We start from the raw sequence: 25,460 nt of genomic DNA on the forward strand, positions 1-25,460 counted from the left end.
ATCATGCTTCACTCTCAAATCAACGCGCATAAAGAAAGCCTCCCATTTCTCATGTCCAAGAAATGGGAGGCAGTTCACATCCGTTCTAGCGGGCTATTCAGATATTTCGGCTACGCGCTCGGTGGCTCAGACAAATCTTTACGCAAACAGGCCGTAGATGCTGATGTTGGCCTTGGCGTAGAGGCCGTTGGCGTACTCGGTCCACTTGGAGCTGGCGCTCGAAGCCTGCGAAGAGTACTGCTGGTAGGCAGTGTAATAGGCGGTCATGGCCTGCTTATAGGTCGCGCTATCGGCCGTAAAGGCATCGTCGGCGAATGCCTTAGCGTAGGTGCCATCGGCGTCCTTCCAAGTGCCTTTCTCGCTATCCCACTCGTCGCCGGCAAGGTTGATGATGTAGTCGGCGTAGTCCTTGCTCGCGGTCTCCTCGTTGCCGTCAGAAGGCTCGGTCGGAGCGGTCGGCATGGTCGCGGAGCTATCGCCCACCTTCTTCTTGTAGAGCTTCTGCAGCGTCGCGGACTGGCGGACGATCTGCTTGGCCTGGTCCTTGGACACGCCATACTGCTTGGCCATGGTCTTGTAGTCCGAAGTGCCGATGGAATCCTCGGCGTACTTCTTCATCTCCTTAGAAGAGACGGTGATGCCCTCGTCCTCGGCAGCGTCGAGCAGGATCTTGTTGCGCACGTAGGACAGGATGACGTCGGCAGAAGGAGCGGTGTAGTTGCCATCGCTATCCTTGACGGTGTCGAGGCTGTACTGGCTCTCGATGGCCTCGCGCGCAGCGATGTCGCTCTTCTTGCCGTTGTAGCTGTAGCTTGCCACGGTCGAATCGAGCTGGTCCTCGGTGAGGGTCGCCGAGCCGACACCCTTGCCGCCAAAGCCGCCATTGCCAATAAAGAAGCCGACCACGGCAGCAATCACGACTGCAACCACAAAGGCGGCAATCATCGTCTTCTTGTGCTTGGATGCATGGTCGTCAGCATCGGAGTCGTCGTCCTCGTCCTGCTCCTCGGGCATGAGGTTCTCGTCGGCGGCGTCCGCGGCGATCTTTGCCTCCAGGCGAGCGTCCTCCTCCTCGGCCGTCGTGCCGGCGGCAATGTGCTCGGCAGACGTACCGGCGACCAGATCGATCTTCTCATCCTCGTCACCGTCGGGGCCTTCGCCGCGCTCGATGATCTGGATGCCGTCGATCTCGTCCTTCTCGTCCTTCTTTTGAATCAGACCCATATCAGTTACTCCTTGTTAGGAAACATAGTCCTCAATAGAATACGCCCGGCAGAGCGCCGGGCGTATTGATTCTTAGGTTATACGCAAACACTTAAGTACTATTTAGGCGTTTGCAGCGTGCATACCTTAGACCAGGTGCGCGATAACGGCATCGGCAAAGGCCTGTGTGCCCACAGCGCCCTCAACGGAGCCGGTCTGGGCACGACGCACGTCACCGGTAACCTGCTCGCCCTCGTCGAGCGTGGCAGATACGGCGGCACGAATGCGATTGGCAGCATCGTTCTCGCCCAGGTGATCGAGCATCATCGCAGCAGAGAGGATCTCGGCCGTGGGGTTGGCGATATCCTGGCCGGCGATATCGGGCGCGGAGCCATGCGTAGCCTCAAAGATTGCGCAGTCGGCACCGATGTTGGAGCCGGGGGCCATGCCCAGACCGCCCACCAGGCCGGCGCACAGGTCGCTCACGATGTCGCCGTACAGGTTGGGCAGCACCAGGACATCGAAGTCGTTGGGGTTCTGGACCAGGCCCATGCAGGTGGCGTCAACGATCTTGTCGTTGAACTCGATATCAGGATATTTGGCGGCCACCTCGCGCGCCACGCGCAGGAACAGGCCGTCGGTCGCCTTCATGATGTTGGCCTTGTGCACGGCCGTCACCTTTTTGCGGCCGCAGCGGCGGGCATACTCAAAGGCATACTCCACAATGCGGCGGCTCTTGGCGATGGAGATCGGCTTGATCGAGATCGCGGAATCGACGGCGAAGGTCTTTTGGCCCGAACGCTCGACGAGCTGCGAAAGCTCCTCGACCTCGGCAGCGCCCTCATCGAACTCGATGCCGGCGTAGAGGTCCTCGGTGTTCTCGCGCACGATGACCAGGTCGACGTCGCGGAAGCGCGAGCCGTCGCCCGGCTGCGACAGGCAAGGGCGCACGCAAGCGTACAGGTCAAAATGCTTGCGCAGAGCCACGTTGACGCTGCGGAAACCCGTGCCGACCGGCGTGGTGATGGGACCCTTGATGGCAACCTTGGTCTCGGCGACCGCATCGAGCACGTGCTGGGGCAGCGGCGTGCCAAACTCGTCCATGACGCCGGCACCGGCCTCCTGGACGTTCCAGTTGATCTGGACACCAGTGGCCTCGACCACGCGGCGCATGGCCTGCGTAATCTCGGGACCGATACCGTCACCGGGAATCAGGACTACATCGTGCGCCATAATCTGTTACTCCTCGTCTTCGGCGTCGTCAGCTTTTTTAACGCTAGCACGCTTCTTCTTTTTGGAGAGATCCAGGCCAAAACGTTTAACAAGCATTTCGCAAATCTCGCTCGAACGGGCCTTGAGATAGCTGCCCTTGCCGTTCTCGGCGTCGAACTTAAGGCGCAGCGCGAGCTTCTCGGCAACCTCGGCGTCGATCTCGCCCTGGCAAAACTCGTACAGGCAACCGAGCATGTCGCGATACTCAAGGTCGCCGTGGTAGCACTGGATGGCCTCGTCCAGGATGGGCCAAGCCTCGCGCGAGCGCTCGACGCTCGTGGCACCCCACACGCACAGCAGGCGGAAGGCGGCATAGCGCAGCGTGGAGGAGATCTCGTCGAACAGCGCGGTCTCGGCGCCCTCAAAGGCATCGCCCAGCTGCTCGGGGCAGGTGGTGGCGAGCGTCGTCAGGGCATCGAGGGCCTCCCAGCGGGTCTGCGCCTCGGGACGGTCGAGCGCCTCGATCAGCGCGGGCACGCAGGGCACGACGCGCTGGGGATCGCGCTCGGCAAGCAGATGCAACACGCGGGCAGCAAACTGGCGGATGCGGCGCGTGGGGCAGCCGAGCTCCTGAACCAGGCGGTCGACGGCGTTCTCATTCTCCTCTGCCAGCTGAAGCTGTACCAGCTCCTCGTCGGTGAGCTGTTCGTCTTTGTTTTCTGCCATAGTTACCTCTTCTTACTATTTCTTAGCGTGCTTGCCAGCACCCTTGCTGTCATCGGTGACCGAGATGAGCTGTCGGTCGGCCGCGCCATTGCGACGCGCACGGCGGCGCTCCTCGGCGTCGCCCGCGTCGGCGGCGGCGCGATGAGCCTTGTTGACGTTAAAGACCTCGTCGTGCTTGCGCCACGGACCGACGGACTCGCCAAAGCTCATTTTAAGACCGGCGATAAAGCCGCCGAGCCAGCCGATCGGCGCAAACTGCACCAGCGGGAACAGCGAGAACACCCAGGTCAGCAGGACGACTGCCGCCGCTCCCACAAAGTTGGCAATCCAGTAGTCGCGCTTGGTGATGACGCGCTTTTCGCACGCCCACTGACCGCACAAAAAGCCAATGTAGATCGCAAAGAGAAAGAGCACCAGCGCTAACACCACGAACGTCCAGCTCATGGGCGCTACTCCCCGTGATGGTGGCCGCAGCAGCACTCGTGGCCATCATCATGGCCGTGGCCGCAGCAGCACTCGTGGCCATCATCATGGCCGTGGCCGCCGCAGCACTCGTGGTCCTCGCCATGGTGGTGGCCGCAACCGCACTCGTGGTCGTCGCCATGCTCGCCGCAACCGCAGCCGTCCTCGTGAGCGCCATGCTCCTCGGGACGATACTGCGACCAGTCCAGACCGGCGGCGATGGCGTCGGCCTCCTCCTTATAGAGGACCGTGATGGCCTGGGTGCCCAGCTTGGCACCACCGATGGCGTCGAGCATGTCATAGAGCGTAAAGGCCACGTCGGCGCCGGGCAGCGCAAGCTCGCGGTCGTCGGCATAGGCGAGCGCCAAGCGCAGGTCCTTAATGAAGTGCTCGACCATAAAGCCGGGCTTGTAGTCGCCGTCGAGCGCCTTGGGAGCCAGGCTCTCCATGGCGCCGGACTTGCCGGTACCGCCCAGGATCATCTGGCGGGTCTTCTCCAGGTCAAGGCCGCTCAGCTCGGCAAACGCCATGGCGTCTGCCATGCCGACCATGCAGGCGCCCAGCGACACCTGGTTGGCGAGCTTGGCAGCCTGGCCCTTGCCGGCGCCGTCGAAGCAGCAGATGGTTGCCGCAAAGGTGGAAAGGATATCACGGACCGGAGCGATGTCGTTCTCGGTGGCGCCCACGATAGCCGTAAGCGTGCCGGCGATAGCACCCGACTCGCCGCCGGTGACGGGGCAGTCAAACGCCATGCGACCGGAAACCTGGGCGGCCTCGGCAATGTCGCGCGCCAGCTCGGGCGAGCTCGTGGTAAGGTCGATCAGGACCGCGCCGGGCTTAGTGCACGCGAGCAGACCGTCGCCCGCCAGGTAGAGCTCCTCGACCTCGGAGGGATAACCCACCATGGTAAAGATGACGTCGGCGTTCGCCGCGGCATCTGCCGGCGTATCGGCCCAGACGGCACCGCGCTCAACGAGCGCTGCAGCCTTGGACTTGGTGCGGTTGTTGACCGTGACGGGATAGCCAGCGTCCAGAATGTGGCCGGCGATGGGGGCACCCATAATTCCGGTGCCGATAAATGCGACAGAGAGCTTGTTTGCCATGAAACCTTTCCTTTTAGGTTGGGTGTTATTACCAGGTTGAATACTCGGTGCCAGCGTTTGAGCTGTGAGTCGAGGGCGATTACGGACGCGTTACTTGCCTACTGACCGCGCACGCGGCGGGCGATGCGATCGGAAAGCGACGCCTTGTCGGCGCGGTTCTTACCCCAAAACGCGCAGGCCACCATGCCGGGGCCCACGTGCGAGCCAATGGTGGGACCCACGGAGCTGCGAATGATCGTGACGTCGGCGCAGCCCTCCTCCTTGCGGATGGCAGCTTCGAGCCAGTCGCCGTCCTTCTCGGCATCGGCCGTCATGATTGCGATGGGCATGGTGCGGTCGGGCACGTAGTTCTCGCGGAACGACTTGAGAATGGACTTGAGCGCCTTCTTGCGGCCGCGGTTGACGCCGATCAGCGACAGCGAGCCGGCAAGGTCGTAGGAGAGCTCGGGCTTGACATCGAGCTTTGCCGTGAGCTGCGCCGCCGCGGGCGGAATGCGGCCGCCGGCAGCTAGTGCGTCGAAGCTCTCGAGCGTAAAGTAGCCGTGGACGTAGGTCTTTGCCTCGTTTGCCCAATCGACCAGCTGCTTGGCGGTCAGTCCCGCCGAACGCTGGCGCACGGCCTCGAGCGCCAAGAGCGCGCCAGTCGCGCAGGGCAGAGCGTTGTCGACCACGTACAGCTCAAAATCGGGATACTCGGCACGCACGGCGTCCGCCGCCTGGCACGCGGAGTTGTAGCTCGACGACAGCGCCGAGGTAAAGCACAGGTAGACCGTGGGCGTGCCCTCTTTGGCGCACTCGGTAAAGAACTCGATATAGCGACCGAGCGACACAGCCGAGGTGGACACGCGGGCACCGGCGCGCATGCGGTCGTAAAACTCCTTGGGCGTGATGCTCGACCAGATGTCATCCGTGCGCTCCTCGCCATCGATAATGAAGGGGAAACCCAGGATATCGACATCGAGGTTCGCGGCGACCTCGGGGCTAAAGTCGCAGCAGGTATCGACGACGATGCGGCAACGGTCCGAATGACCGGTAGATGCGGCCTTGTCCATCAAAGCGACTCCTTACGTAAAAAGGCGGCCACCCGCATGGGATGGCCGCCAACCGTTAACTCATGCAAGTTAACGTATTTTACTCGTCAAGTGTTTCGATGCGGGGCTTGATGATGCCATATCCACCATTCTTACGGTGATACACCACATTGATGAGGCCAGTCGTCGCGTTCTCGAACACGTAGAAGTCGTGGCCGAGCAGATCGGTCTGCACCAGCGCCTGCTCCTCAGTCATCGGGGTGACGTCGATAACCTTCTCGCGGACAAGCAGGTCGTCCTCTTCCTCGGGCAGCAGCAGGTCGGCCAGATCCTCGACGCGCTCGACCGGTGCGACATCCGCCGCGCTGGCACCGCCCTGGCGGTTGTCCACGACCTTGGTCTTGAACTTGCGCAGCTGGCGGGTGACCTTATCGGCGGAGAGGTCGATGGCGGCGTACATATCTGCACCGTGCTCGGCAACGCGAATCACCGAACCGCGGGCACGAACCGTAACCTCGACGATTGCCGGGTTGGGGTTCGAGGGGTTCTTCTCATAGCGAAGTACAACGTCGACCGTCATGGGCTCGATATCGAAAACCTTGAGCGCCTCGCCGATCTTCTCATCCACATGCGCACGCAGAGCATCGGTTACCGTCGTCTTGCGTCCAGAAACCTTGATATCCATACGTGGCTCCAATCTGCCTCGGGGACTTACTGTACTGGCTATGTACCCATTGCCGTGCATTTAATCACGCGGATTCCTAAAGACCCGAATAACGATTGCTTGATACCGCATACCGAAGTCTCGCACTTTTCTGTGGCAAAGTGCGCTATAGGAGGGCGTCGGCAGAGTTGGTTTTTCTTCTTGAAATTGGCTTTGACCTGCTGGTTTTATAGGGATGAAAAAGCCGGGCTCCTCTATTGGGGAAGCCCGGCAGTGCGTGTTGAAACCGTGAAGAGGTGTCCTTTCCAACGTATAGGAGACACCACCCCTAGCAATAACTAGCTATTGAGTTTGTTAATGTCGTCGTCGGTGATGGCGCCTTCCTGGCTGGACGATTTGTCCTCGGAGGATGCGGTCTCATTGTTGGAATCGGAGGACTCGCTGCCGGAGGACGTGGTCTCACTGGACTCAGAGTCGACCGGCTGCACGTTAGCGCCCGAAACCGTCTTAGTGGTGAGGTCGTAGGGCATCGTGCCATACCAGACAGAGTGGACCGCCTCGAGCGTGCCGTCGGCCGTAATACCGTCGAGGGCATCGCTCACGGCACGGCACAGTTCGTCATTGGACGAGAGGCCCGCAACACCAAGCGTCGAGGGCGCCTCGAGCGCACCGACATAGGAGACCTCGCTCATCAGGCGTGCAAGGTAGCCGCCGGCCGTGGAGTCGCAGATCACATAGTCGACCTCGCCGGACTCGAGCGCCTCAAAGCACTCGTTGATGTTGGAGTAGGTCTTTTGGTTGGCGGTAATGCTCTGCTTAGCAAGCGCCTCCTGCGAGGCCGAGGACATCTGAACGCCCAGGGTGGACGTGCTAAGGGTATCGGTGGAAACGCTTAGCGACCCACCATCTCTAGTTTTACCGAACACGGAAGTGGCATCGTACAGGCAGGTGCCGAGCGAGCTAATGTCCCCGTCCGTGGAGTTAATCTCGCCGATAAAGATATCGGCCTTTTTGTCGCCGAGCGCGGAACCTGCCGAGGACGCATCGACAAAGGCGACCTTAAGGCCCATGCGGCTTGCGAGGGCGCGGGCGGCGTCAACCGCATACCCCGTGAGCTCGCCGTCGGCGTCCTGCATGGCCTGCGGCGCATCGGAAGTATCGAGGGCGACCGTCAGGGTTCCGGGAGTGACCAGGGCATCGTCCGACACCGCCGGCGTGACGGTCTCGTACTCGATCTGGTCGATCGTGGGAGTCGTGAACGTAGACAGCGGGTTGAACGCGCATCCGCTCAGGCCCAAAACGGCAATGACCGCTGCGGTCCCAGCACCTAACCGAACCGCGTGCATCAAGCTGCCCCTCACCATGTCCGCTACCCTGCCTTCTGTGTCGTATACGATCCGTGCCCTGCACGGGATATCGGGTTGTTCCCACCAGCTGACCTGGTATTTGACCCCACACTTGCGCACCGGGGTGTTTGCTCGGGAGGCCGCAGCCACCTTCACGACTGGCCCGCTCGCCCGCGAGGCGGTATTGCCCCAAAGAAAGTAGAACGGACGGTGCGGCTTACATCTAGGACGCGCCATGATCGCGCCGCGCGCACGCGGTCGCTTACGTGGATCCCTTTGACCGCGTCTGTCTTGGACTAGGACGGGCATTTCGTCCGTCCGCAACCACAGCCTGGTAGGAACGAAGCGCATTATAACTAAGTTCAAGCTAAAGTTTAAGGTTAGGGGCGTCATTCGCATCTCGAGTACAGATTTCGCAGGTCAGGACGGGCCGCACGCGCTATCTTCACTGCCACAAAACCACCCCTACCAAACGCGTGCGATAGCGAGGCCATCAACGGCCGTGGCACCGGCGCGCTTGAGTTCCGCCGAAGCCGCTGCCATCGTCGCACCCGTGGTGATAACGTCGTCGATAAGCAGCAGGCGGCGGCCGTGCACGTCCTCAACCGTCTCGTACATACCTCGGGCACGCTCGCGGCGCTCCTCACGACCGAGTTCGCGCTGGTCGCCATGCCCGTACTTGACGAGAGCATCGAGCAGAGGAACACCCGACAGCTCGCAAAATGGGCGCGCAATAGCCTCCATATGATCAAAACCACGCCGCCGAAACGCTGCCGCCGTCGCAGGCACAAACACCACCGCATCCGCACCGGAAAGCACGCCTCCGTAGCGATCGGGAGCTACGACCTGGGCATGCAGGGCGGTGTCGTAGAGCAGCTCCGCCAGATACGGAGCCAGACGTCGCTCGCCCGCATCCTTGTACGCTTTAATGATACGCGGCAGCGGATGCGCATAGACGGCGCACGCCAGGCAGCGGTCGAGCGCCTCCGCCATTGCCGAAGACGTGCCCTCGACCGAACACTCAGTGCACAGCAAATCCCCAAACGGGGCGCCACATCGGGTGCAGCTATGACGTGGGTCGATGAGCGTGAGCGCGGCCAGGCAGTCTTGGCAAATAAGCGCACCGGCGCGCTCGCAGCCGGTACATCGTGTTGGCGACAATGCCTCGAGCGCCTCGTACGTCGCGCGCTCGGCAAACGGTAGCAATTCGTCCGCAAACGGTAGGGCACCGGCACTCTGCAGACGGCTCAATATGTTCAGATGGCTCTTCAAGACACAACCCTCCCTACGCTCGATCGCAGGGAGGGTTGTTGATTCGGCGCTATGATACCCCGATGCGCTCGGGGCAAGGCAGGTTAAATCCGCTCGCGGGCGTTATTCGCCGGCGGGCGGTTGTGGTGCGGACGAAGACGGGGTCGAGCCCTCGCCACCATCCTGGCGCGGCTTGCGGGAACGACGACGGCGACGGCGCTTTTGACCCTGGTCGGCCGAGCCCTCGCCACCGCGATTCTCGCGCGGCTCGCGCTCGTCGCGAGCGGCGCCACGCGAAGCCTTGGCAGCCGCTCCCCCGCCATCCCCGGGACGACGGCGCGTGACCTTGACCTCGCCATCCGAGACCTGATCGGCCACGGAGGGCACTGAGGGCTTCTGTTGCGCGCCCGAGGAATGGCGACGGCGCGGACGCGGCGCGCGCTCCTCCTCGCCACGTGACTTGCCGCTCTTGTCGACAGGCGCATCGGAGGCCGAGGCGCCCTTGGAAGCGGCACCGGCCTCGCGAGCAGCTGCGGCGCGGAAGGCGTCCTCGCGCTCCTCGCTCGACAGATGACGGCGGCGGCGACGTGTGGGGTTCATGCCGCCGCCGCGATTCTGCTGCTGGGGCTGCTGAACCTCGCGCTCGCGAGAGGCGTTCTTGCCCGCGGCTGCAACCTCGGTAGCATCGCCCGAGCCCGCGCGCTTGCGACGGCGACGGCCATCGGCCGCCCCCTCGGCCTCGGGTGTCTCGGCCTTACCGCGGCCTTTTCCGCGGCCACGGCCCTCGCCCTGACCCTGACCGGCGCGAGCATCGGATTCAGCATCGCGACGACGGCGCTTGGGCATCGACGTGCCGGCCAGACGGTCGGCACTCGACAGGCCATCGCCCACATCGACGCCGTTTTCGCGATCGAGCTCCATGAGCGCCAGGCGCATCTCGGGCGACTCGATGCGCTCGAGCACGTCGCGCGTCACGCAGTCGGGGCGGCAGTTGCAGCCCTGCTCGGCGGCCTTCTTTTTGCAGCCCTCCGAGCACGTCATATCGGCTAGGTTGACCTTAAAGACTTTGCCGTTCTCCAGGCGCAGCACCAGCTGCTCACGCGGCGTGTCATACTCCTGGATACGCGCCTTGCCAAGCGGCGTATCGATGAGCGTCTTCTTTTTGGGCGCACGGCTCTTAAAGTCCTTGTAGGCCTCGAACTCGTAGCGCAGGCAGCACATCAGACGACCGCACACGCCGCTGATCTTGGAGGAATTGAGCGGCAGGTCTTGCTCTTTTGCCATGCGAATCGAGACGGGCTCAAACTGTCCGCCAAAGCGCGTGCAGCAGAGTTCCTGTCCGCACTGGGCATAGCCGCCCACCAGGCGGGTCTCGTCGCGCACGCCGATCTGGCGCATGTCGACGCGAATGTGCAGCGTCGAGGACAGATCCTTGACGAGCTGGCGAAAATCGACGCGCTCCTCGGCCGCAAAGTAGAACACGGCCTTCTCGCCGCCAAACAGGTACTCGACGCCCACCGGTTTCATCTCGAGGTCGAGCTCCTTGACCAGGCGGCGGAAGTCGACCATGGCCTCGTCGCCCTGGATGGCCAGGTCATCGGCAAGCTGCAGGTCGATGTCGCTCGCCACGCGCAGCACGGGCTTGAGCGGCTGACCGATCTCGTCTTGCGGCACCTCGAAGGGATCGGCCGTGACCAGGCCGATCTCGGTTCCGCGCTCAGTGGAGCAAATGGCATAATCGGCCTCGAGGATATCCAGATCCTGCGGATCAAACCACAGGTCGCGCGAGGCGTAGGTAAACTTAACGGGTACGACTAACGGCATTTCAGTGCCTTCCTGATATCGAACAGCATGACCTCGATGGCCAGCTGGGGAGTAACGTTTCTGGCGATGTTGCGCTCGGCGGTCGCGACTGCCTCGAGCGCCTGGGTGGCACCCGCAACATTGGTCGCGGCGGCAAGCCGACCGATCGTGTCGCGCACGTCTTCGTTCACCACGTCGGCTGCCTCGTCCTGAAGCGTCAGCAGCACGTCGCGCATGAGCGTCCGCGCGCTCGCCAGCGCTTCCATGATACCCGAACGCTCGCGCGCGTTGAGTTCGCGCTTGTTGCGGTCCTCAAGCTGCTTCAATGCTCCACGCGACAGGTAGTCGGCGTTTTGCTCGAGCACCTTTTCCTGCGTGGACTTGACCTCGGCGAGCGGCGCCTTAACGGCGACGATGAGTGACTTGGCGCGGCTGAGCACGTCGGCCTCGTCGGCGGCGATAAGCGAATCGATGGCGCGAACCATCTGACGGCGGGCGTCCTGGCGCTCGGCGCTCTTGAGGAACTCGATGCCACGCGTGGGGCTTCCCGCCACGGCGACGGCCATGCGGCAACGCGCAGGGTCCTGACCGGTGGCGCGGCTCACGGCCTGCGCGGCGACGGCGGGCGATACCAGCCGAAACGGCACGCACTGGCAGCGGCTCACGATGGTGGACAACATCACGTCTGCCGAGGTGCCCAGCAGGATGAACATAACGCCCTCGGGCGGCTCCTCGAGTGTCTTGAGCAGCGCGTTGGCGGTGTTGGCGCGCAGTTGCTCGGCACGGTCGATGATGTAGACCTTGGCCTTGGCACGGATGGGCGCCAGAGGCACGTCATCGAGCAGCTCGCGGGTCTGGGCGATGAGGTAGCCCGTGGCGCTCTCGGGCGTGTAATAGTGCACGTCGGGGTGCGTATGGCGGGCGACGCGCACGCAGCTATCGCATGAGCCGCAGCCATCCTGCTCGCACAGGAAGGCTTGGGCGAGCGCCCACGCGGCGTCGAGCTTGCCCGCGCCGGGCGCGCCCAAAAACAGGTAGGCGTGCGATGCGCGACCGCTGGCGACGGCATTGGTCAAAAAGTCGCGCACGCGCTCTTGGGTGTCAAGCTTGGCCAGCAGGCTTGTCTGAGCGGGGGCCATGTTACTCGGCCTCCTGGGCAAGCGCGGCGGTGACGGCGTCCTGGGAAATGTCGAGGCCGTAGACGCGAACCTGCTCGACCGTCCGCGCGAAGACGTCCTCGATGGACGCGGTCGCGTCGATGAGCTTTACGCGGTTTGGTTCCTCGGCGGCGATGGCGCAAAATCCCTGGTAGACACGCTCTTGGAAGGCCATGCCCTTAGCCTCCATGCGATCTGCCGCGCCACGGGCTGCCATGCGCAGCGCCGCCTGCTCGGGCGTGATGTGATAGACGAGCGTGAGCGCCGGGTGCGTCCCCGCGACGGCCAGGTTGTTGGCATCGCGCACTATCTGGCGATCGAGGCCATCGGCAAACGCCTGATAGCAAGTTGTGGAATCGTAGAAGCGGTCGCACAGGACCACCTTGCCGGCAGCAAGGGCAGGCGCGATGACCTCGTGCACCAACTGGGCGCGCGCGGCCTCGTAGAGCAACAACTCGCAGGTGTCGCCCATCGCCGTATTGGCGGAGTCGAGCAGCAGAGCACGGATCTTTTCGCTGATGGCGGTACCGCCCGGCTCGCGCAGGGTCACAACCTGGTAGCCGGCAAGGTCGAGCGCACGGGCAAGCAGGCGCGCCTGCGTAGATTTACCGGCGCCATCGACACCCTCGAGCGTAATGAAGCTATGTTGAGCGGGCTCAAAAGCCATGGGCGCAGCCCCTTCCTACAAGGCGCGTAAATGCGAGTTATAGCAACCAAGCCATGATACCCCAGGGGCAGGCGCGTCCCAAACCCCACCTAGTCATTGGGGACGTTCTTGAATGACTAGTCGTTTAAGAACGTCCCCAATGACCCCCACAACCTAGCCATCGAGGCATCCCCGAAGTTGCGGTGAAATAGGGACTGATTGAAGCTCTGAGACCGCCAAACAGTCCCTATTTCACCGCAACTTATGATGGAGAATTTTGGACGCTGGGTATAATCGTCGTATTGCATTGAAATGTGGCGAAAGGAGTGGCAATGTCTCGGTATTGCGCCTCGTGCGGCAAGCTTCTTGCAGATAATGCCAAGTTCTGCACCTCGTGCGGTGCACCCGTTGAGCAAACAGCCGCGAGCGATAGCCAGCCCGCTTTCGAGCAGACCGGTTCCCTCGATACGCCGCAAGCCAAGGCGGACGACCCCCTCGCCTATCGCCCCGACCCCGCCGCAGGCCCCGCGGCCGTCGAGACCACGCAGCGCATACCCGTCGCGAGCGGCTCGTCCCAACAGGAGCCGGCTCCCGCATACGCGCCCGCTTCGCCACAGACCCCCGCCCCCAAAAAGAGCGGCACCGGGCCGCTTATCGCCGTTATCGTTGTGCTGGTGGCAATCATCATCGCCCTGGTCGTTTTCTTTGTGATCAAGCCTTTCGACAACGCCGCCACGCAGACGACTGCCGAGGTAGCTAAGCTGCACCATGACGTCGACGACGATGACCTAAAGCCTCTCGGCGATCCCAACAGCCTGTACGACGATGATGACGATGACGACGAGGATGGCGGCGAAGCAACGCTCTCCGAGCAGAACCTCTACCGCCGACTGAGCGAATACTACGACTTGCTCGAAGATCTCGACAACTACGTCCGTGGCTGCGCGCAGAACTTCAACGGCAGCTATCTGGAAGAGGATCGAACCACCCGTCAAAATCTCGCCGACGTCGCCGAGCGCACGGAGGACACCATCGAGCAGTATTACGACATCGTCGAGGACCTAGACGTCCCGACGAGCTCCAAGAACTACAGCTCCTGGAAGGACATCATCGCCCTGTACGACGACCTGGATCACCGCATTGACGCAATCTGTGATGCCTGGGAGATCAGCCTGAAATACGCCAAGCCTGCGGACCACAAGAATGAGATCGTGGCGCCGCTGTCACGCGACAACGTGGCGGGCACCAATGACAATAAGTATCGCTTAGACTTTGAGGAGCGCTATCCCGGCGCCAAACCCGTCGAAGTGAACTAGCGCTTTGTCGTTCCCGAGCCGGCAGTTAGGGACGTTCCTAAACTGCCGGCAGAAAAGGAACGTCCCTAACTGCCGGATAAAAAACGAGCGAGGATTTTGAGGTCCTCGCTCGTTTTTGTTTTAGGTGATGCTTCGACCGTGCGGCTACTTGTCGGCAGCGGTCTTTTTGGTAGTCGACTTCTTCGCGGTCGCCTTCTTGGCGGCAGTGGCTTTCTTAGCCGTCGTCTTCTTGGCCGTGCTCGCCTTGGTCGTGGTCTTGCGGCCGCGGGCGGGCTTCTTCTCCTTGGTCGGGCAGTCCATGTTGACGCAAATACGCCACGGACCGCGCGCCGTGTTGACCACCACGATGGGGGCGCCGCACTCGGGGCAGGTCTCACCCGTCGCCTCGAGCTTACCGCGCGCCGGTAGAGGATAGCTCACGCCGCAGTCATCGTAGTTGGTGCAGCGGATAAAGCGCTTGCCGCTCTTCTCGCTCTTGTGCGCGATCAGGTCGCCATGGCGTCCGGCCTCGGCGCACACCTTGCACTCGCCCACCTTAAGGTCGGGCTCGTAGTTGGTGGGGCACGTGGGGTTCACGCAAATCTCGAAGGCCTTCTGGCGGAACGGCTGGCACTTAATGCGCGGCGCGCCGCACTCGGGGCACACGGCTGCCTCGCCCTCGAGCGGGCTTACCTTGACGCCGCTCGGCACCGGATAGGTCACGTCGCAGTCGGGCCAGCCCATGCAGCCAATGAAGCTGCCACGGGTCTTGGCGCTCGTCTTCATAACCAGGTCCTTGCCGCACTTGGGGCAAGCGCCCACGCGCGCATCGGCCGTGACGGCGTCGCTGATGGCGTCGCCCAGCTCCTGCGTGTGCTTGAGCAGCTCGTCGAGCACGCCAGCCAGCAGCGCGCGCGAGTGCGTCACGACATGCTCTTCGGTATCCTCGCCGCGCTCCACACGGGTCATGTCGCCATCGAGCTCGCTGGTCATATCGGGGCTCGTGATGCGCGGGGCAAACTGCGACAGTGCATCGATAATGGCGATGCCCAGCTGACTCGGCTCCACGGGATCGTTTTTGAGATAGCGCACGGCGTACAGGCGCTCGATGATGCTCGCGCGCGTGGACTTGGTGCCCAGGCCGCGCTTTTCCATCTCCTGCACGAGCTTGCCCTGGCTGTAGCGCGCGGGCGGCTCGGTCTGCTTGGCCTCGAGCTTAATGTCGAACACGTCGACCGTATCGCCCTGCTCCAGCGGCGGCATCTGCTCGTCGCGCTTGAGTCCGTACGGGTACGCCTCGCGGAAACCCGGGGTCACGAGCACATCGCCCGAAGCCACGAACGGCTCACCGTTCACGTCGAGCTCGAGCTTAGTGTTTTCGATGGTCGCGGGGCCCATAAGCGTCGCTAGGAAGCGGCGAGCGATGAGGTCGTAGAGCTTGCGCTGGCCGCCGTCGAGCGTGGACGGATCGCCCTCGCCCGTGGGATAGATAGGCGGGTGGTCGGTGGTCTCGACCTTGCCGCGCGTGGGCTTCATGGGGCCGGCGAGGACCTTTTTGCACACGGGCGCCAGCGCCGGGTTGATCTTTGCAAGGTCACTCACCACAGCGCCCAGATCAAGCGTCGCGGGGTATACGGTATTGTCGACACGCGGGTAGCTGATGAGGCCCGCCATGTAGAGGGACTCGGCGATGCGCATGGTACGCGCAGGCGAGATACCCTCGGCTGCGGCGGCAGCCTGCAGCGAGGTGGTCGCAAACGGCGTGGGCGGCTGCTGCTTGCGCGAGCGCTTGGTCACCGCGGCGACGGTTGCCGTCTTGGCACCGTCAACGTGACCGTACGCCGTCTCAGCAGCATCCTTGTCGGTAAAGCGCGCCGTCTTGTGCGCGATCTTAAAGCGATCGTCCTCGGCAGCGCCTTGCGCGGCGCCCATGCCGCGAATCTGCCAATAGTCCTCGGGCACAAACGCCATGCGCTCGCGTTCGCGCTCGACCACCAGGGCAAGCGTCGGCGTCTGCACGCGGCCGGCGGAACGCACGTTGCCAAAGCCGCCAAACTTGGCGAGCGTCAGGTAGCGCGTGAGCACCGCACCCCAAATGAGGTCGATGTGCTGACGGCTCTCGCCGGCGTCGGCCAGGTTCTGGTCGAGCGAGACAAGGTTATCGAAGGCCTGCGTGATCTCGGCCTTGGTAAACGAAGAATACTGGGCGCGGGCGACCGGCAAGTCGGGCGCCACCTCGCGCACCTTGTTGAGGGCGTCCGAACCAATCAGCTCGCCCTCGCGATCGAAGTCCGTGGCAATGATGACGCTGTCGGACTTCTTGGCAAGGTTCTTAAGCGAGCGGATGAGTTCCTTCTCGGCCGGCAGCTTAATGACGGGTGCCCAGGTGAGATACGGCAGACTCTCGAGCTTCCAGCCCTTGATGGAGATGCCGTCGGCAAGAAACGGCTTGCGCTTGGTGTCGTAGGGCGGGCGTGCCAGGCCATCGGGCATGTCGGCCGGTAGCATCTCGCCGTCCTCGGTAACCGAATACCAGCCCAGCTTTTTATCGAACAGCACGCTGTCGCAAAAATCGGGCGCAAGGATGTGACCGGCAAGGCCGATCGTCACGCACTCCTCGCCCTTCCACTCAAAACGGTAGATGGCGGTGTTGTACACCTTGTCCTTTTTTGGTTTGCCCGTGGACAGACGCTCGGCGATCTGACGCGCGGCGTCGTTTTTCTCGGCGATGATGAGCTTCAAAAGAGGCTCCTATCTCGTGTCTCTGCGGCTACGCCCGCCCGTATGGCGGCCGATTTACGCCCTTGCTTGCTCGATCTGCCCGATGAGCCAATCGCACCAGGCATCCATGCCCTCGCCCTTGCGCGCGCTCACGGCAAACCGCGGCGCCTGCGGATTGAGGTCGTCGAGTGTCCTAGTATACCTATCCATATCAAAATCGAAAGCCGGGGCCACGTCGACCTTATTGAGCAGCTGCGCGCCGGCGTGCTGGAAGATGCCCGGGTACTTGATGGGCTTGTCGTCGCCCTCGGGCACCGAGAGAATCATGATGGACAGGTTCTCGCCCAGGTCAAAGTCGACCGGGCAGACCAGGTTGCCCACGTTTTCGATAAAGATGACGTCGATGTTTTGAAGGCCCACCGCCTGGTCGAACGCGTCAACGGCCTCCATGATCATGTTACCCTCGAGGTGGCACAGGCCGCCCGTGTTGATCTGGATGGCGGGCATGCCGGCTTCCTTCATGGTGATGGCGTCGACATCCGAGGCGATATCGCCCTCGATGACGGCACAGCGCAGGCCGGCCTTGTCGCGCAGGCGCTCGTTGGTGCCCAGGATCGTGGTGGTCTTGCCCGAACCGGGGCTCGACAAGACGTTGATCACATAGGTGTTTGTCTCTTTAAATCGCTGACGCAACTGATCTGCCAGGCGCTCGTTGCGCGACAGAATCGGCGACGCGATATCAATCGTTTTCTCGGCCATACTCGGCACTCCTTACTTTGGCCCCTTTATACCCCGTCCCCAGGTGGCTGGCGGGCTAATCGTCGGGGGTTTCAATTTCGATACTCGCGATATCGAGCTCGCGGCCGCGCAGTAGGCGCACGTTGGCACCACCACACTGGGGACAGCGACAGTGGAAGCGATCGTGGTCGAAAACCTCGCCGCAGTCCAGACACTCGCTTTGTGGATGGACCTCCTCCACGGCAAGCTCGCAGCCTCGCGTGAGCGGGTCCTCGTCGCGAAATGTCTCCCACGCAAAGTCGAGCGCCTCGCGCACAACTTCGGTCATATCCCCGATACGCAGCGTTACCAAAACGGCGCGCGAGGCCCCCGCCCCACGCGCCGCGCGAATCACTGTATCGAGTATGCCGTTGACAATGCCAACCTCGTGCATACCGATTTACTCCTCGTCGTCCTCATCGTCCGAGAACAGGTCCAGACGGCTCACAAACAAGCCCTCCTTGCCCTCGCGCGCGGTAATGACCACGCGGGCAATGGCGAGCGAAATCTCGTAGAGCGAGAGCAGGGCACCATACATGAGGCCCAGCGTAACGGGCGAGCCGTCGGGCGTAATCACAGCCGAGCCCACAAGCAGGCCCACGTACACGTAGCGCCAGGCGCCGCGGAAGGCCGCGTAGGACACGATGTGGAAGACGGACAGGTAGAAGATGATGAGCGGCAGCTCAAACGCCACGCCAAAGCCGATCATAAAGAGCAGCTCCATGTTGACGTAGTTCTCCAGATCGGGCAGCGCCGTAGCGACGGCCGAGGTCTCGCCGATGAGCCACTCAAAGCCCGCAGGAATGATGATGAAATAGCAGAAGATTGCGCCCAGGAAGAACAGCACCGTCGAGGCAAGCACCGTGGGCACGACCCACTTGCGCTCGTTGGGACGCAGTGCCGGCAGGAAAAATGCCAGAATCTGCCAGATGATCATGGGCGTGCACATGACCACGGCCATCTTGATGGCCAGCGAGAAGCGCAGGCCAAAGCCGCCGAGCGTGGTGGTGATGTAGAACTTACCGTCCGGCACAAAGGAGCGGATGGGGTCTTCCAGGATGTCGAGCACCACGGGCGTGGCGAAATACAGCACGATGGCGGCGGCAAACACCGACACGACCACGATGGTCAGGCGGCGACGGAGCTCGCCCAGGTGATCGAAGAGCGGCATGCGCGCAGGTCCGATAGGCATTACTCATCGCCTCCCTTCGGGGCATCGGCGGTGGCAGCCTCGGCAGCGGCGTCGTCCTCGGCCTCGAGCTCGCGGGCGAGCTGGTCGACGACGGCCTTGCGCTTGCGTGGACGACGGGCGTAGAGGTCGGCCGTCGTGGGCTCTGCCGGCTCGGGCTCGGGCTCCGGTTCTACAGCAGGCTCGGGCTCGACGACAGGCTCGGCGGCAGCGGCAGGCTCGGCACCCTCGGCCTCGGACTCCTCAGCAGCACCCTCGCCCTCGGCGGCAGCCTCGCTCGCGGCCTTCTCGGCAGCAAGGCGGGCACGGCGCTCGGCAAAGGTCTCCTTCTTTGCGGGCGCTGCCGTCTCGGCGGCATCCTCGTCCGCATCGGAATCGTCATCGACGGCAGTCTTCTTGGGCTTGACCGGTGCCGAAGCGGCCTCACTTACCGGATCGATAATCTCGGACTGAACAACGGCCGTCATCTTTTCCTGCGTCTCGCGGAACTGACGGATGGCACGGCCGATTGTGCGGCCCATCTGCGGGAGCTTATCCGGGCCAAACAGCAAAAAGCCGAAGACCACGATGATCGCGAGCTCACCCTCTCCAATACCAAACACACATACCTCCAAGGCTCGATGTGAGTCGAGCCCGCACCGCGCCATTCGGCCGGAACTCGTCTATTCATTCGGTCAAGTATAGCGCCCGGACGCCAAAACGTCCGAGCGCATCACAAACATATGCCAAACGGCACGCCCTTTTGGGGGCAAAGATTATGCAGCGGTGATCGAAATCTCCTGGTCGACACCCAACAGCTGGACCACGCGCATCACCGGGGGCTGCACATTGGTGCAGCTAAAGCGCTTGCCGTGGTCGACCGCGTGGTGCGCGGCGCCCACGAGCACGCCAATGCCCGTCGAATCGATGTAGCTCACCTGGGCAAAATCGAGCTCAACGGCCTCAGTGGGCTGCTCGAGCGCCAGGTCGATGGCATTGCGCAGGCTATCGGCGTTAGAGATATCGATCTCGCCGGTTACCTTAATGGTGTAGAGCTCTGGCGTGGGGTTGGTGGAAATACCCAAATCCATGTATACGCTCCTTTGTGTATCGAAAGTGCGGATAGTACGGGAAGCCGCGCGTTAGGCGCGCTCGGCACGCGCAAGCTCGGCAGCGACAAGCTTCACAGCCAGCACCAGCACATCGAGCGCGGCCTCCAGGTCCTCGACCGTGGGATAGCTCGGCGCGATGCGGATGTTGGTGTCGCGCGGGTCCTTGCCATAAGGCCAGGTGGCACCGGCCGGCGTGAGCTTGACGCCCAGGTCGGCGCAGAGCGCGGCGACCTTCTGGGCCGAGCCCTCGGGACCATCGAAGCTTACAAAGTAGCCGCCGCGGGGGTGCGTCCAGGTGGCGCAGCCCGTCTCGCCCAGACCCTCGGTGAGCTTGCGCTCGACGGCCTCAAAGCGCGGGCGCAGGAACTCGGCATGCTTTTTCATGTGCTCCTTGACCACCTCGATGGTGGGAAGGAAGCGCACGTGGCGCAGCTGGTTGAGCTTGTCGGCGCTGATGAGGCCGGCCTTCAGGCGCTTGGAGAACTCCGCGATAACCGCGGGGCTCGCACCGATAAAGCCGATACCGGCACCCGGGAAGGTGATCTTGGACGTCGAGGCAAAGGCCACCACGCGGTCCTCGGTGCCCGCCGCGCGGGCAAGATCGAAGATGTTGGCGAGCTCGTCGGTCTCGTCGTACAGGTCGTGCACACAGTAGGCGTTGTCCCAGAAGATGCGGAAATCGGGCGCGGCCGTGGGCATCTCGACCAGGCGACGCACGGTGTCCTCGCTAAAGGTGATGCCCGTGGGGTTGGAATACTTGGGCACGCACCAGATGCCCTTGATGGAATCGTCGGCGGCGACGAGGCGCTCGACCTCGCCCATGTCGGGGCCGTTGTCGGTCATCGCGACGGGGACGTTCTCGATACCCAGATCGGCGGTGATGCCAAAGTGGCGGTCGTAGCCGGGAACCGGGCACAGGAACTTGACCTTCTTGCCGTCGTGCGCGGCCTCGTAAGCCTCCCAAGGGTCGCTACCACATGAGCCGCAACGCCAGAACATACCGGCGATATCGTGCTCGATCAGCAAGCTCGACGAGCCCAGCACGAGCGTCTGCTCGGCGGGGCAACCCAGGAACTCCCCCGCTAGCTTGCGTGCCGAGGGAATGCCCTCAAAGCAGCCGTAGTTGGAGCAGTCGACGTTGCCGTCGTGCAGATCGGCATCGGCATTGAGGATATCGAGCATGGGGCGCGAGATGTCCACCTGGGCGGGCGATGGCTTGCCGCGGGCCATATCGAGCGCCAGGCCCTTGGCCTTGACCTCGGAGACCTCGGCCTTGAGCGCCTCGATGGCGGCATCGAGTTCGGTGGTTTCCATCTTCTGGTAGATCGTCTGCATGGGGTGCGACCTTTCGCGAAGCGGTACGTTGCAGTTTGTCTAAGTATAGACCGCCACCGCCGCAACGTTATGAAGCCGTGATAGATTAAGTCCATCGCAATAAATTACGAATCGCCGCGCATGCCGGCGTGGGGCGCCCAAGGAGGCACTATGGAGTACGGATCGTTCCAAGCCGAGGAATTCGGCGACCTGCAGCGCCTGGTCGACGGACTGTTTTACGACCGCCACGCCATCGACCGCCTGGATCTGATCGTACAGGCCGAAATCTTGGACCTGGCGCCCGATCTCATGGAAATCGTGAACCTGCTACCGCCCGGCTATTACGACCGCCAGTCACTTTGCGACCAGCTCAACTCCGCCTTGGCCGCCCACGGCTGGGGCGCCATCTACGGCACCGTGGAATAAACCTAGTCATTGGGGCCTGTGGTCAAAAAATAGCAAATATGAGTACTGTTACTTTTTTAGTAACAGCGATTTTGAATTAAAAAGGCCAGTCTTGGCCTTTTGTGTCCGGTTTTGGAAGGATGCATCGGCATTTTTCGTCCAGCCACGCAATCGTTAATGCACAGACAGAATAGATTTGTACATTATTTTTCGCGCCTAAAATGAAACGCCGTTTGTGACAGTACTCACAAACGGCGTTTTTTGGCCACTGGGGTGTCCGGCAGGTGGCAAGTACCACTCAAAACCGCGTTTTACACGCGCTCGAGCAGACTCTGGCGTCTGTTTCTACGCGCCTACTCGTTCTTGGGCGCGGGGTGCTTGCAGATCACACTCATGTAGATCATGCCAAGTACGGCCGCGGTGACAGAGCCGGCGAGAATAGCGGCCTTAGCGGCCAGAACCTCAAACTCAGCCGTCGGGAAGGCAAGGCCGCTGATGAGAATCGACATGGTAAAGCCGATGCCGCCCAGAATGCCCACGCCGGCAATCATATGCCAGTTGACATTGTGCGGCAGCTCGCAGGCCTTGAGCTTGACCAGGGCGAACGTCATGCCAAAGATGCCGATCGGCTTGCCCAGCAGCATGCCAAAGTACACGCCGAGCGTCACCGGGTCGGTGAGTAGCGTGCTCATGTCCACGCCCACCAGGCGAACCTGTGCGTTGACGAACGCGAAGATCGGCAGGATCACAAAGTTGACCGGCGTGGAGATCAGGCGCTCCATGCGGATGAGCGGCGGGGTCACGCGGTGCATGACACGCTCGACTTTGGTAGTCGAGACGGTAAAGTCATGCTGGCCCAGGATGTGCGCCTCGTCGTCGTAGCGGTCATCGAGCAGCGGCAAGCACTCGCCCAGCCAATCGGTGAGGCTATCAAGCTTAACACCGCACTTGGCCGGGATGGTGAAGGCCAGGATGACGCCGGCAAGCGTAGCGTGCACGCCGCTCTTGAACATGCAGAACCACAGCAGCAGGCCCAGCACCGAATACGGGGCGAGGCGGTAGTGCTGCGTCTTGTTGAGCCACACGAGCGCGCACGTCACAAGCGCGGCGGCGCCCAACCAAAACGGATTGGGGCTCTGACCGTAGAAGATGGCGATGGCGGCGATGGAGATGAGGTCGTCGGCGATGGCGAGCGTCGAGAAGAACACACGCACGCCGTTGGGCACGCGATTGCCCAAAAGCGACAGCACGCCCAGCGCAAAGGCAATATCGGTTGCCATGGGAATGGCCCAGCCGTTGTGCGCGCCGGCATGGTTAAAGATCAGATAGATGCAGGCGGGAACGACGACGCCGCCCACGGCCGCCAGCATGGGAAGCATAGCCTGGCGCGGGTTTTTGAGCTCGCCGACCGTCATTTCATATTTGAGCTCAATGCCCACCAGCAAAAAGAAAATCGCCATGAGGAAGTCGTTGACGAAAAGCTCGACGGTGAGGCCAGCCGTCAAATGCCCCAGACCCACATACAGCGGGGTCTCCAAAAAGTGATGGATGGCCTCGTAGGCATCGGTATTAGCGCAAATGACGGCGGCGATGGCGGCGAAGACCATGACGGCGGCGGAAATCGTGCCGTTCTCGGCGATGCGCTCCCAGATGTCGTGACGTTCAAAGCGCTTGCGCTCGCGAACGTTGAACAGCTGCTCAGTTGCTGCCATGGGCGGCTCCTTTCACGGGATGGCTCCCGTCTTAAAAAAGCACGGCCCGCCCAAGTGGCGGCGCCGCGCTCTAACGTATTACGCTTGCATCTAGCCTACCCTGCACGACAAGCACGCAGGCGTGGCCGAAAAGCGGAACCACAGGTTGAACATTATTTGCTCAACGGCACGGGCACGCCTGTCCAAGAGACGACGCGGCGCCGTGCACAAAAAACGACCGGAGCGCGGGGCGTCCGCGATCCGGTCGTGGCGTTTGGTCAACTAAACCTAGCAGGCGGCCATGATGGGGGCAGCAACCTGCTTCTTACGGGAGAGGACGCCCGGCATCCAGACGCCGTCGTGCTCGTCGGCAATGCCCAGGCCCTTCTGAGCGGCCTCGGTCTCGCCCTCGAGCAGGACCTGCGAGCCCTCCTCCATGATGTCGGTGATGCACAGGACGATGCCGTCGGCACCCTTCTCGGCGGCGTAGGCGCGCATGGCCTCGCGGATCTCGTCGATCATGCCGAGCGCACGGCTCTTGTCGACGGTCTCGTACTGGCCGATGAGCAGCTTCTTGCCGGCGGGCTCGAACATCTTGATGTCGTTGCCAACCATCTCGGCTGCGGTGAAGGAGCCGGACGGGCGGGTGAGGAAGACCTCCATGCCAAACTTGACCGGGTCGACGCCCACCTGCTCGCCGAGCTTGGCGGCGACGGCGCGGTCGACATCGGTGGTAGTGGGGCTCTTGAGCATGAGCGTGTCGGTCATCATGGCCGAGAGCAGCAGCTTGGCCTGAACGTCGGAAAGCTCAACGCCGAGCACGCCGGCGAGCTTGGTGACGATGGTGCAGCTGGAGCCCCAGGGCAGGCAGATGTAGTGCAGCGGGCCGGCGGTCTCGAAGTCGCCGATGCGGTGGTGGTCGACGACGCCAAAGACCGTGGCGTCCTTAAGACCGGCGACGGACTGGGCAGACTCGTTGTGGTCGGTGAGGACGACGAGCTGACCGGCCTCGACGGACTCGATCACGCGGGGCTCGGCAATGCCGGCGTCGGCGAGCAGCTTGGCGGACTCGGCCGGAAGCTGACCAAGGGCGCAGGCCTCGTAGGTGTTGCCGGCATACTCAACCTGGTTGAGCAGCTGGGACAGGACGACGGCGCTCATGATGGCGTCGTTATCGGGGTTCTGGTGACCAAAGACAAGAACGTTTGCCATGGATATCCTCCACTTGATATGTGTACTTGGACGTAGCTATGGTAGCACGCCGATGCCGAGCCTTCGCAGACGGAAGGGCCACGGCATATTTTGGGGCGCAGGCACGGGGGCCAAGACTGTCCCTTTTGCACCATGTTGGTGCAATGTAACCTGTCCCCCTTGCACCAGCTATTTACCGGCAGCGCGCAGGGCTACGTAGGCGGCACCGATGATGCCGGCGTCGTTTCCGAGCGAAGCGACCTTAATGGGCGTCTCGCGCGAGGCGGAAAGCGCGTACTGCTTAAAGTGCTCGCGAACCTTGTCGAGGTAGACATCGGCCGAGGCGGAGGCGCCGCCGCCGATGAGGAACATCTCGGGATCAACCACGTTGGCAATAAGCGCCAGTGCGCGGCCGAGATAGTCGGCCATGGTATCGGCCGCGGCCAGCGCGAGCTTGTCGCCCTCGCGACAAGCCTGGAACACGTCCTTGGAATCGGAGGGGCCGGTCAGCTCGATGGGCTCGACGCCCGCCTTCTTGCACTCGGCAAGGTAGTTGCTCACCACGCCGGTGGCGCTGGAATACTGCTCCAGGTGGCCATGGCCGCCGCAGCCGCAGGTGCGCTCCTCGGCCGGGTTCAGGCACATGTGGCCAATCTCGCCGCCAGCACCCACAACGCCCGATACCACGTCGCCGTTAACGATAACGCCGCCGCCCACGCCGGTACCAATGGTGACCATCACCACGTTCTGCACGCCCTTGGCAGAACCGAGCCAGGCCTCGCCCATGGCAGCGGCGTTGGCATCGTTCTCATACTTAACGACCGCATCGGGGCAGTGCTCCTGAATGGCGACCCTCAGCTCGGGCAGGTTAATGGCAATGTTGGCCTTGACCTTGGCATCGCCCGACGCCGGGATGGGACACGGAACGGCCAGGCCAATGCCCGCCACAAAGGCACGCGGAATCTGTGCCTTGGCGACCACCTGGTCGATAGCCTCGGTCACCGCGGCAAAGCCCGCAGCGTCAACGATGGGAGGCGTGGGCACGCTGGCCTTGGCAAGCAGGTTTCCGTCCTCATCGAACAGACCCTCCTTGACCGAGGTGCCGCCGACGTCGATGCCGATGTAATACTGCTTAGGTTCCATGGGAGCCCGCCTTTCTCGTTTAAACATTGCCTGTATGGT

The 25,460-nt window shown here is 62.5% G+C and carries 24 protein-coding genes; 2 read left to right on the forward strand and 22 right to left on the reverse strand.

Annotated elements, in window-relative coordinates; translation table 11 throughout:
- Positions 1-138: 138 nt before the first annotated feature.
- From ABG996_RS06640 to tmk, 12 genes are all read right to left on the reverse strand, one after another.
- A complete protein-coding gene (locus ABG996_RS06640) occupies positions 139-1,224 on the reverse strand; it encodes a hypothetical protein (RefSeq protein ID WP_347479172.1) in 1,086 nt (361 codons plus the stop codon).
- 126 nt (positions 1,225-1,350) lie between these two features.
- Positions 1,351-2,436: an isocitrate/isopropylmalate dehydrogenase family protein gene (locus tag ABG996_RS06645; RefSeq protein WP_347479174.1), complete on the reverse strand. Its 1,086-nt coding sequence runs from the start codon at positions 2,434-2,436 to the stop codon at positions 1,351-1,353.
- 6 nt (positions 2,437-2,442) lie between these two features.
- Entirely contained in the window at positions 2,443-3,141 is a 699-nt protein-coding gene (locus ABG996_RS06650) for a HEAT repeat domain-containing protein (protein ID WP_347479176.1), read from the reverse strand.
- 15 nt (positions 3,142-3,156) lie between these two features.
- Positions 3,157-3,585: a hypothetical protein gene (locus ABG996_RS06655; RefSeq protein ID WP_227790537.1), complete on the reverse strand. Its 429-nt coding sequence runs from the start codon at positions 3,583-3,585 to the stop codon at positions 3,157-3,159.
- A gap of 5 nt (positions 3,586-3,590) precedes the next feature.
- A complete protein-coding gene (locus ABG996_RS06660) occupies positions 3,591-4,706 on the reverse strand; it encodes an NAD(P)-dependent oxidoreductase (protein ID WP_347479179.1) in 1,116 nt (371 codons plus the stop codon).
- A 98-nt stretch (positions 4,707-4,804) separates the two neighbouring features.
- Positions 4,805-5,758: a DegV family protein gene (locus ABG996_RS06665; protein ID WP_342996075.1), complete on the reverse strand. Its 954-nt coding sequence runs from the start codon at positions 5,756-5,758 to the stop codon at positions 4,805-4,807.
- Between the two features lie 79 nt (positions 5,759-5,837).
- Positions 5,838-6,422: a ribosome hibernation-promoting factor, HPF/YfiA family gene (hpf, locus tag ABG996_RS06670; protein ID WP_035137685.1), complete on the reverse strand. Its 585-nt coding sequence runs from the start codon at positions 6,420-6,422 to the stop codon at positions 5,838-5,840.
- A 317-nt stretch (positions 6,423-6,739) separates the two neighbouring features.
- Positions 6,740-7,747, reverse strand: coding sequence for a substrate-binding periplasmic protein (locus ABG996_RS06675; protein WP_347479181.1), 1,008 nt, complete (start codon positions 7,745-7,747; stop codon positions 6,740-6,742).
- Between the two features lie 465 nt (positions 7,748-8,212).
- The gene (locus ABG996_RS06680) at positions 8,213-9,019 is read right to left on the reverse strand and encodes a ComF family protein (RefSeq protein WP_227790540.1); all 807 of its coding nucleotides are present in this window, start codon (positions 9,017-9,019) and stop codon (positions 8,213-8,215) included.
- Between the two features lie 102 nt (positions 9,020-9,121).
- Positions 9,122-10,822 carry a PSP1 domain-containing protein gene (locus tag ABG996_RS06685; RefSeq protein WP_316365454.1) on the reverse strand — a complete coding sequence of 567 codons (1,701 nt, stop codon included), beginning with the start codon at positions 10,820-10,822 and terminating at the stop codon, positions 9,122-9,124.
- Complete coding sequence (locus tag ABG996_RS06690) at positions 10,813-11,940, reverse strand: DNA polymerase III subunit (protein WP_347479183.1); 1,128 nt, start codon at positions 11,938-11,940, stop codon at positions 10,813-10,815. The genes ABG996_RS06685 and ABG996_RS06690 overlap by 10 nt, the downstream gene beginning before the upstream one ends.
- 1 nt (position 11,941) lies before the next feature.
- Positions 11,942-12,625 carry a dTMP kinase gene (gene tmk, locus ABG996_RS06695; RefSeq protein ID WP_195535147.1) on the reverse strand — a complete coding sequence of 228 codons (684 nt, stop codon included), beginning with the start codon at positions 12,623-12,625 and terminating at the stop codon, positions 11,942-11,944.
- A 311-nt stretch (positions 12,626-12,936) separates the two neighbouring features.
- Between tmk and ABG996_RS06700 the strand changes: the two genes are divergently transcribed.
- Positions 12,937-13,920 (forward strand): zinc-ribbon domain-containing protein, encoded by a 984-nt coding sequence (locus ABG996_RS06700; RefSeq protein WP_195535148.1) that lies wholly within the window; start codon positions 12,937-12,939, stop codon positions 13,918-13,920.
- A gap of 144 nt (positions 13,921-14,064) precedes the next feature.
- On the opposite strand, the gene ABG996_RS06705 is transcribed toward ABG996_RS06700, so the two are convergent.
- From ABG996_RS06705 to ABG996_RS06735, 7 genes are all read right to left on the reverse strand, one after another.
- Entirely contained in the window at positions 14,065-16,641 is a 2,577-nt protein-coding gene (locus ABG996_RS06705; protein WP_347479186.1) for a DNA topoisomerase I, read from the reverse strand.
- A gap of 54 nt (positions 16,642-16,695) precedes the next feature.
- Positions 16,696-17,379 carry a hydrogenase nickel incorporation protein HypB gene (gene hypB, locus ABG996_RS06710; RefSeq protein ID WP_161115879.1) on the reverse strand — a complete coding sequence of 228 codons (684 nt, stop codon included), beginning with the start codon at positions 17,377-17,379 and terminating at the stop codon, positions 16,696-16,698.
- A gap of 55 nt (positions 17,380-17,434) precedes the next feature.
- A complete protein-coding gene (gene hypA / locus ABG996_RS06715; protein WP_346979259.1) occupies positions 17,435-17,791 on the reverse strand; it encodes a hydrogenase maturation nickel metallochaperone HypA in 357 nt (118 codons plus the stop codon).
- A gap of 6 nt (positions 17,792-17,797) precedes the next feature.
- Entirely contained in the window at positions 17,798-18,589 is a 792-nt protein-coding gene (gene tatC, locus ABG996_RS06720; protein WP_022093860.1) for a twin-arginine translocase subunit TatC, read from the reverse strand.
- Positions 18,589-19,188, reverse strand: coding sequence for a twin-arginine translocase TatA/TatE family subunit (locus ABG996_RS06725; RefSeq protein WP_347479188.1), 600 nt, complete (start codon positions 19,186-19,188; stop codon positions 18,589-18,591). The genes tatC and ABG996_RS06725 overlap by 1 nt, the downstream gene beginning before the upstream one ends.
- Positions 19,189-19,341: 153 nt before the next feature.
- Positions 19,342-19,656, reverse strand: coding sequence for an STAS domain-containing protein (locus ABG996_RS06730; protein WP_035137695.1), 315 nt, complete (start codon positions 19,654-19,656; stop codon positions 19,342-19,344).
- Positions 19,657-19,707: 51 nt separating this feature from the next.
- Positions 19,708-21,012: an aspartate aminotransferase type Ic gene (locus tag ABG996_RS06735; RefSeq protein WP_347479190.1), complete on the reverse strand. Its 1,305-nt coding sequence runs from the start codon at positions 21,010-21,012 to the stop codon at positions 19,708-19,710.
- A 150-nt stretch (positions 21,013-21,162) separates the two neighbouring features.
- Between ABG996_RS06735 and ABG996_RS06740 the strand changes: the two genes are divergently transcribed.
- Positions 21,163-21,417 (forward strand): hypothetical protein, encoded by a 255-nt coding sequence (locus ABG996_RS06740; protein ID WP_055285533.1) that lies wholly within the window; start codon positions 21,163-21,165, stop codon positions 21,415-21,417.
- Positions 21,418-21,749: 332 nt separating this feature from the next.
- Here ABG996_RS06740 and nhaA read toward each other — a convergent pair whose 3' ends face one another.
- The 3 genes from nhaA to ABG996_RS06755 all read right to left on the reverse strand — a co-directional run bounded on the left by nhaA (position 21,750) and on the right by ABG996_RS06755 (position 25,421).
- Positions 21,750-23,108 (reverse strand): Na+/H+ antiporter NhaA, encoded by a 1,359-nt coding sequence (gene nhaA, locus ABG996_RS06745; RefSeq protein ID WP_347479192.1) that lies wholly within the window; start codon positions 23,106-23,108, stop codon positions 21,750-21,752.
- Positions 23,109-23,375: 267 nt separating this feature from the next.
- The gene (locus ABG996_RS06750) at positions 23,376-24,299 is read right to left on the reverse strand and encodes a manganese-dependent inorganic pyrophosphatase (RefSeq protein WP_006235927.1); all 924 of its coding nucleotides are present in this window, start codon (positions 24,297-24,299) and stop codon (positions 23,376-23,378) included.
- A 168-nt stretch (positions 24,300-24,467) separates the two neighbouring features.
- Positions 24,468-25,421 (reverse strand): ROK family protein, encoded by a 954-nt coding sequence (locus ABG996_RS06755; RefSeq protein ID WP_117820909.1) that lies wholly within the window; start codon positions 25,419-25,421, stop codon positions 24,468-24,470.
- Positions 25,422-25,460 lie beyond the last annotated feature (39 nt).

This window comes from Collinsella aerofaciens (genome assembly GCF_039836695.1).
Lineage (GTDB): Bacteria > Actinomycetota > Coriobacteriia > Coriobacteriales > Coriobacteriaceae > Collinsella > Collinsella aerofaciens_BD.

Bases quoted from the DNA above. Each gene is read 5' to 3' on its own strand.
- ABG996_RS06655 (WP_227790537.1), bottom strand. From the start codon at position 3,585: ATGAGCTGGACGTTCGTGGTGTTAGCGCTGGTGCTCTTTCTCTTTGCG.
- hypB (WP_161115879.1), bottom strand. From the start codon at position 17,379: ATGGCCGAGAAAACGATTGATATCGCGTCGCCGATTCTGTCGCGCAAC.
- ABG996_RS06735 (WP_347479190.1), bottom strand. From the start codon at position 21,012: ATGCAGACGATCTACCAGAAGATGGAAACCACCGAACTCGATGCCGCC.
- nhaA (WP_347479192.1), bottom strand. From the start codon at position 23,108: ATGGCAGCAACTGAGCAGCTGTTCAACGTTCGCGAGCGCAAGCGCTTT.
- tmk (WP_195535147.1), bottom strand. From the start codon at position 12,625: ATGGCTTTTGAGCCCGCTCAACATAGCTTCATTACGCTCGAGGGTGTC.
- hpf (WP_035137685.1), bottom strand. From the start codon at position 6,422: ATGGATATCAAGGTTTCTGGACGCAAGACGACGGTAACCGATGCTCTG.
- ABG996_RS06730 (WP_035137695.1), bottom strand. From the start codon at position 19,656: ATGGATTTGGGTATTTCCACCAACCCCACGCCAGAGCTCTACACCATT.
- ABG996_RS06755 (WP_117820909.1), bottom strand. From the start codon at position 25,421: ATGGAACCTAAGCAGTATTACATCGGCATCGACGTCGGCGGCACCTCG.
- tatC (WP_022093860.1), bottom strand. From the start codon at position 18,589: ATGCCTATCGGACCTGCGCGCATGCCGCTCTTCGATCACCTGGGCGAG.
- ABG996_RS06690 (WP_347479183.1), bottom strand. From the start codon at position 11,940: ATGGCCCCCGCTCAGACAAGCCTGCTGGCCAAGCTTGACACCCAAGAG.
- ABG996_RS06660 (WP_347479179.1), bottom strand. From the start codon at position 4,706: ATGGCAAACAAGCTCTCTGTCGCATTTATCGGCACCGGAATTATGGGT.
- ABG996_RS06665 (WP_342996075.1), bottom strand. From the start codon at position 5,758: ATGGACAAGGCCGCATCTACCGGTCATTCGGACCGTTGCCGCATCGTC.
- ABG996_RS06740 (WP_055285533.1), top strand. From the start codon at position 21,163: ATGGAGTACGGATCGTTCCAAGCCGAGGAATTCGGCGACCTGCAGCGC.
- ABG996_RS06750 (WP_006235927.1), bottom strand. From the start codon at position 24,299: ATGGCAAACGTTCTTGTCTTTGGTCACCAGAACCCCGATAACGACGCC.
- ABG996_RS06675 (WP_347479181.1), bottom strand. From the start codon at position 7,747: ATGCACGCGGTTCGGTTAGGTGCTGGGACCGCAGCGGTCATTGCCGTT.
- ABG996_RS06645 (WP_347479174.1), bottom strand. From the start codon at position 2,436: ATGGCGCACGATGTAGTCCTGATTCCCGGTGACGGTATCGGTCCCGAG.
- ABG996_RS06685 (WP_316365454.1), bottom strand. From the start codon at position 10,822: ATGCCGTTAGTCGTACCCGTTAAGTTTACCTACGCCTCGCGCGACCTG.
- hypA (WP_346979259.1), bottom strand. From the start codon at position 17,791: ATGCACGAGGTTGGCATTGTCAACGGCATACTCGATACAGTGATTCGC.
- ABG996_RS06640 (WP_347479172.1), bottom strand. From the start codon at position 1,224: ATGGGTCTGATTCAAAAGAAGGACGAGAAGGACGAGATCGACGGCATC.
- ABG996_RS06650 (WP_347479176.1), bottom strand. From the start codon at position 3,141: ATGGCAGAAAACAAAGACGAACAGCTCACCGACGAGGAGCTGGTACAG.
- ABG996_RS06700 (WP_195535148.1), top strand. From the start codon at position 12,937: ATGTCTCGGTATTGCGCCTCGTGCGGCAAGCTTCTTGCAGATAATGCC.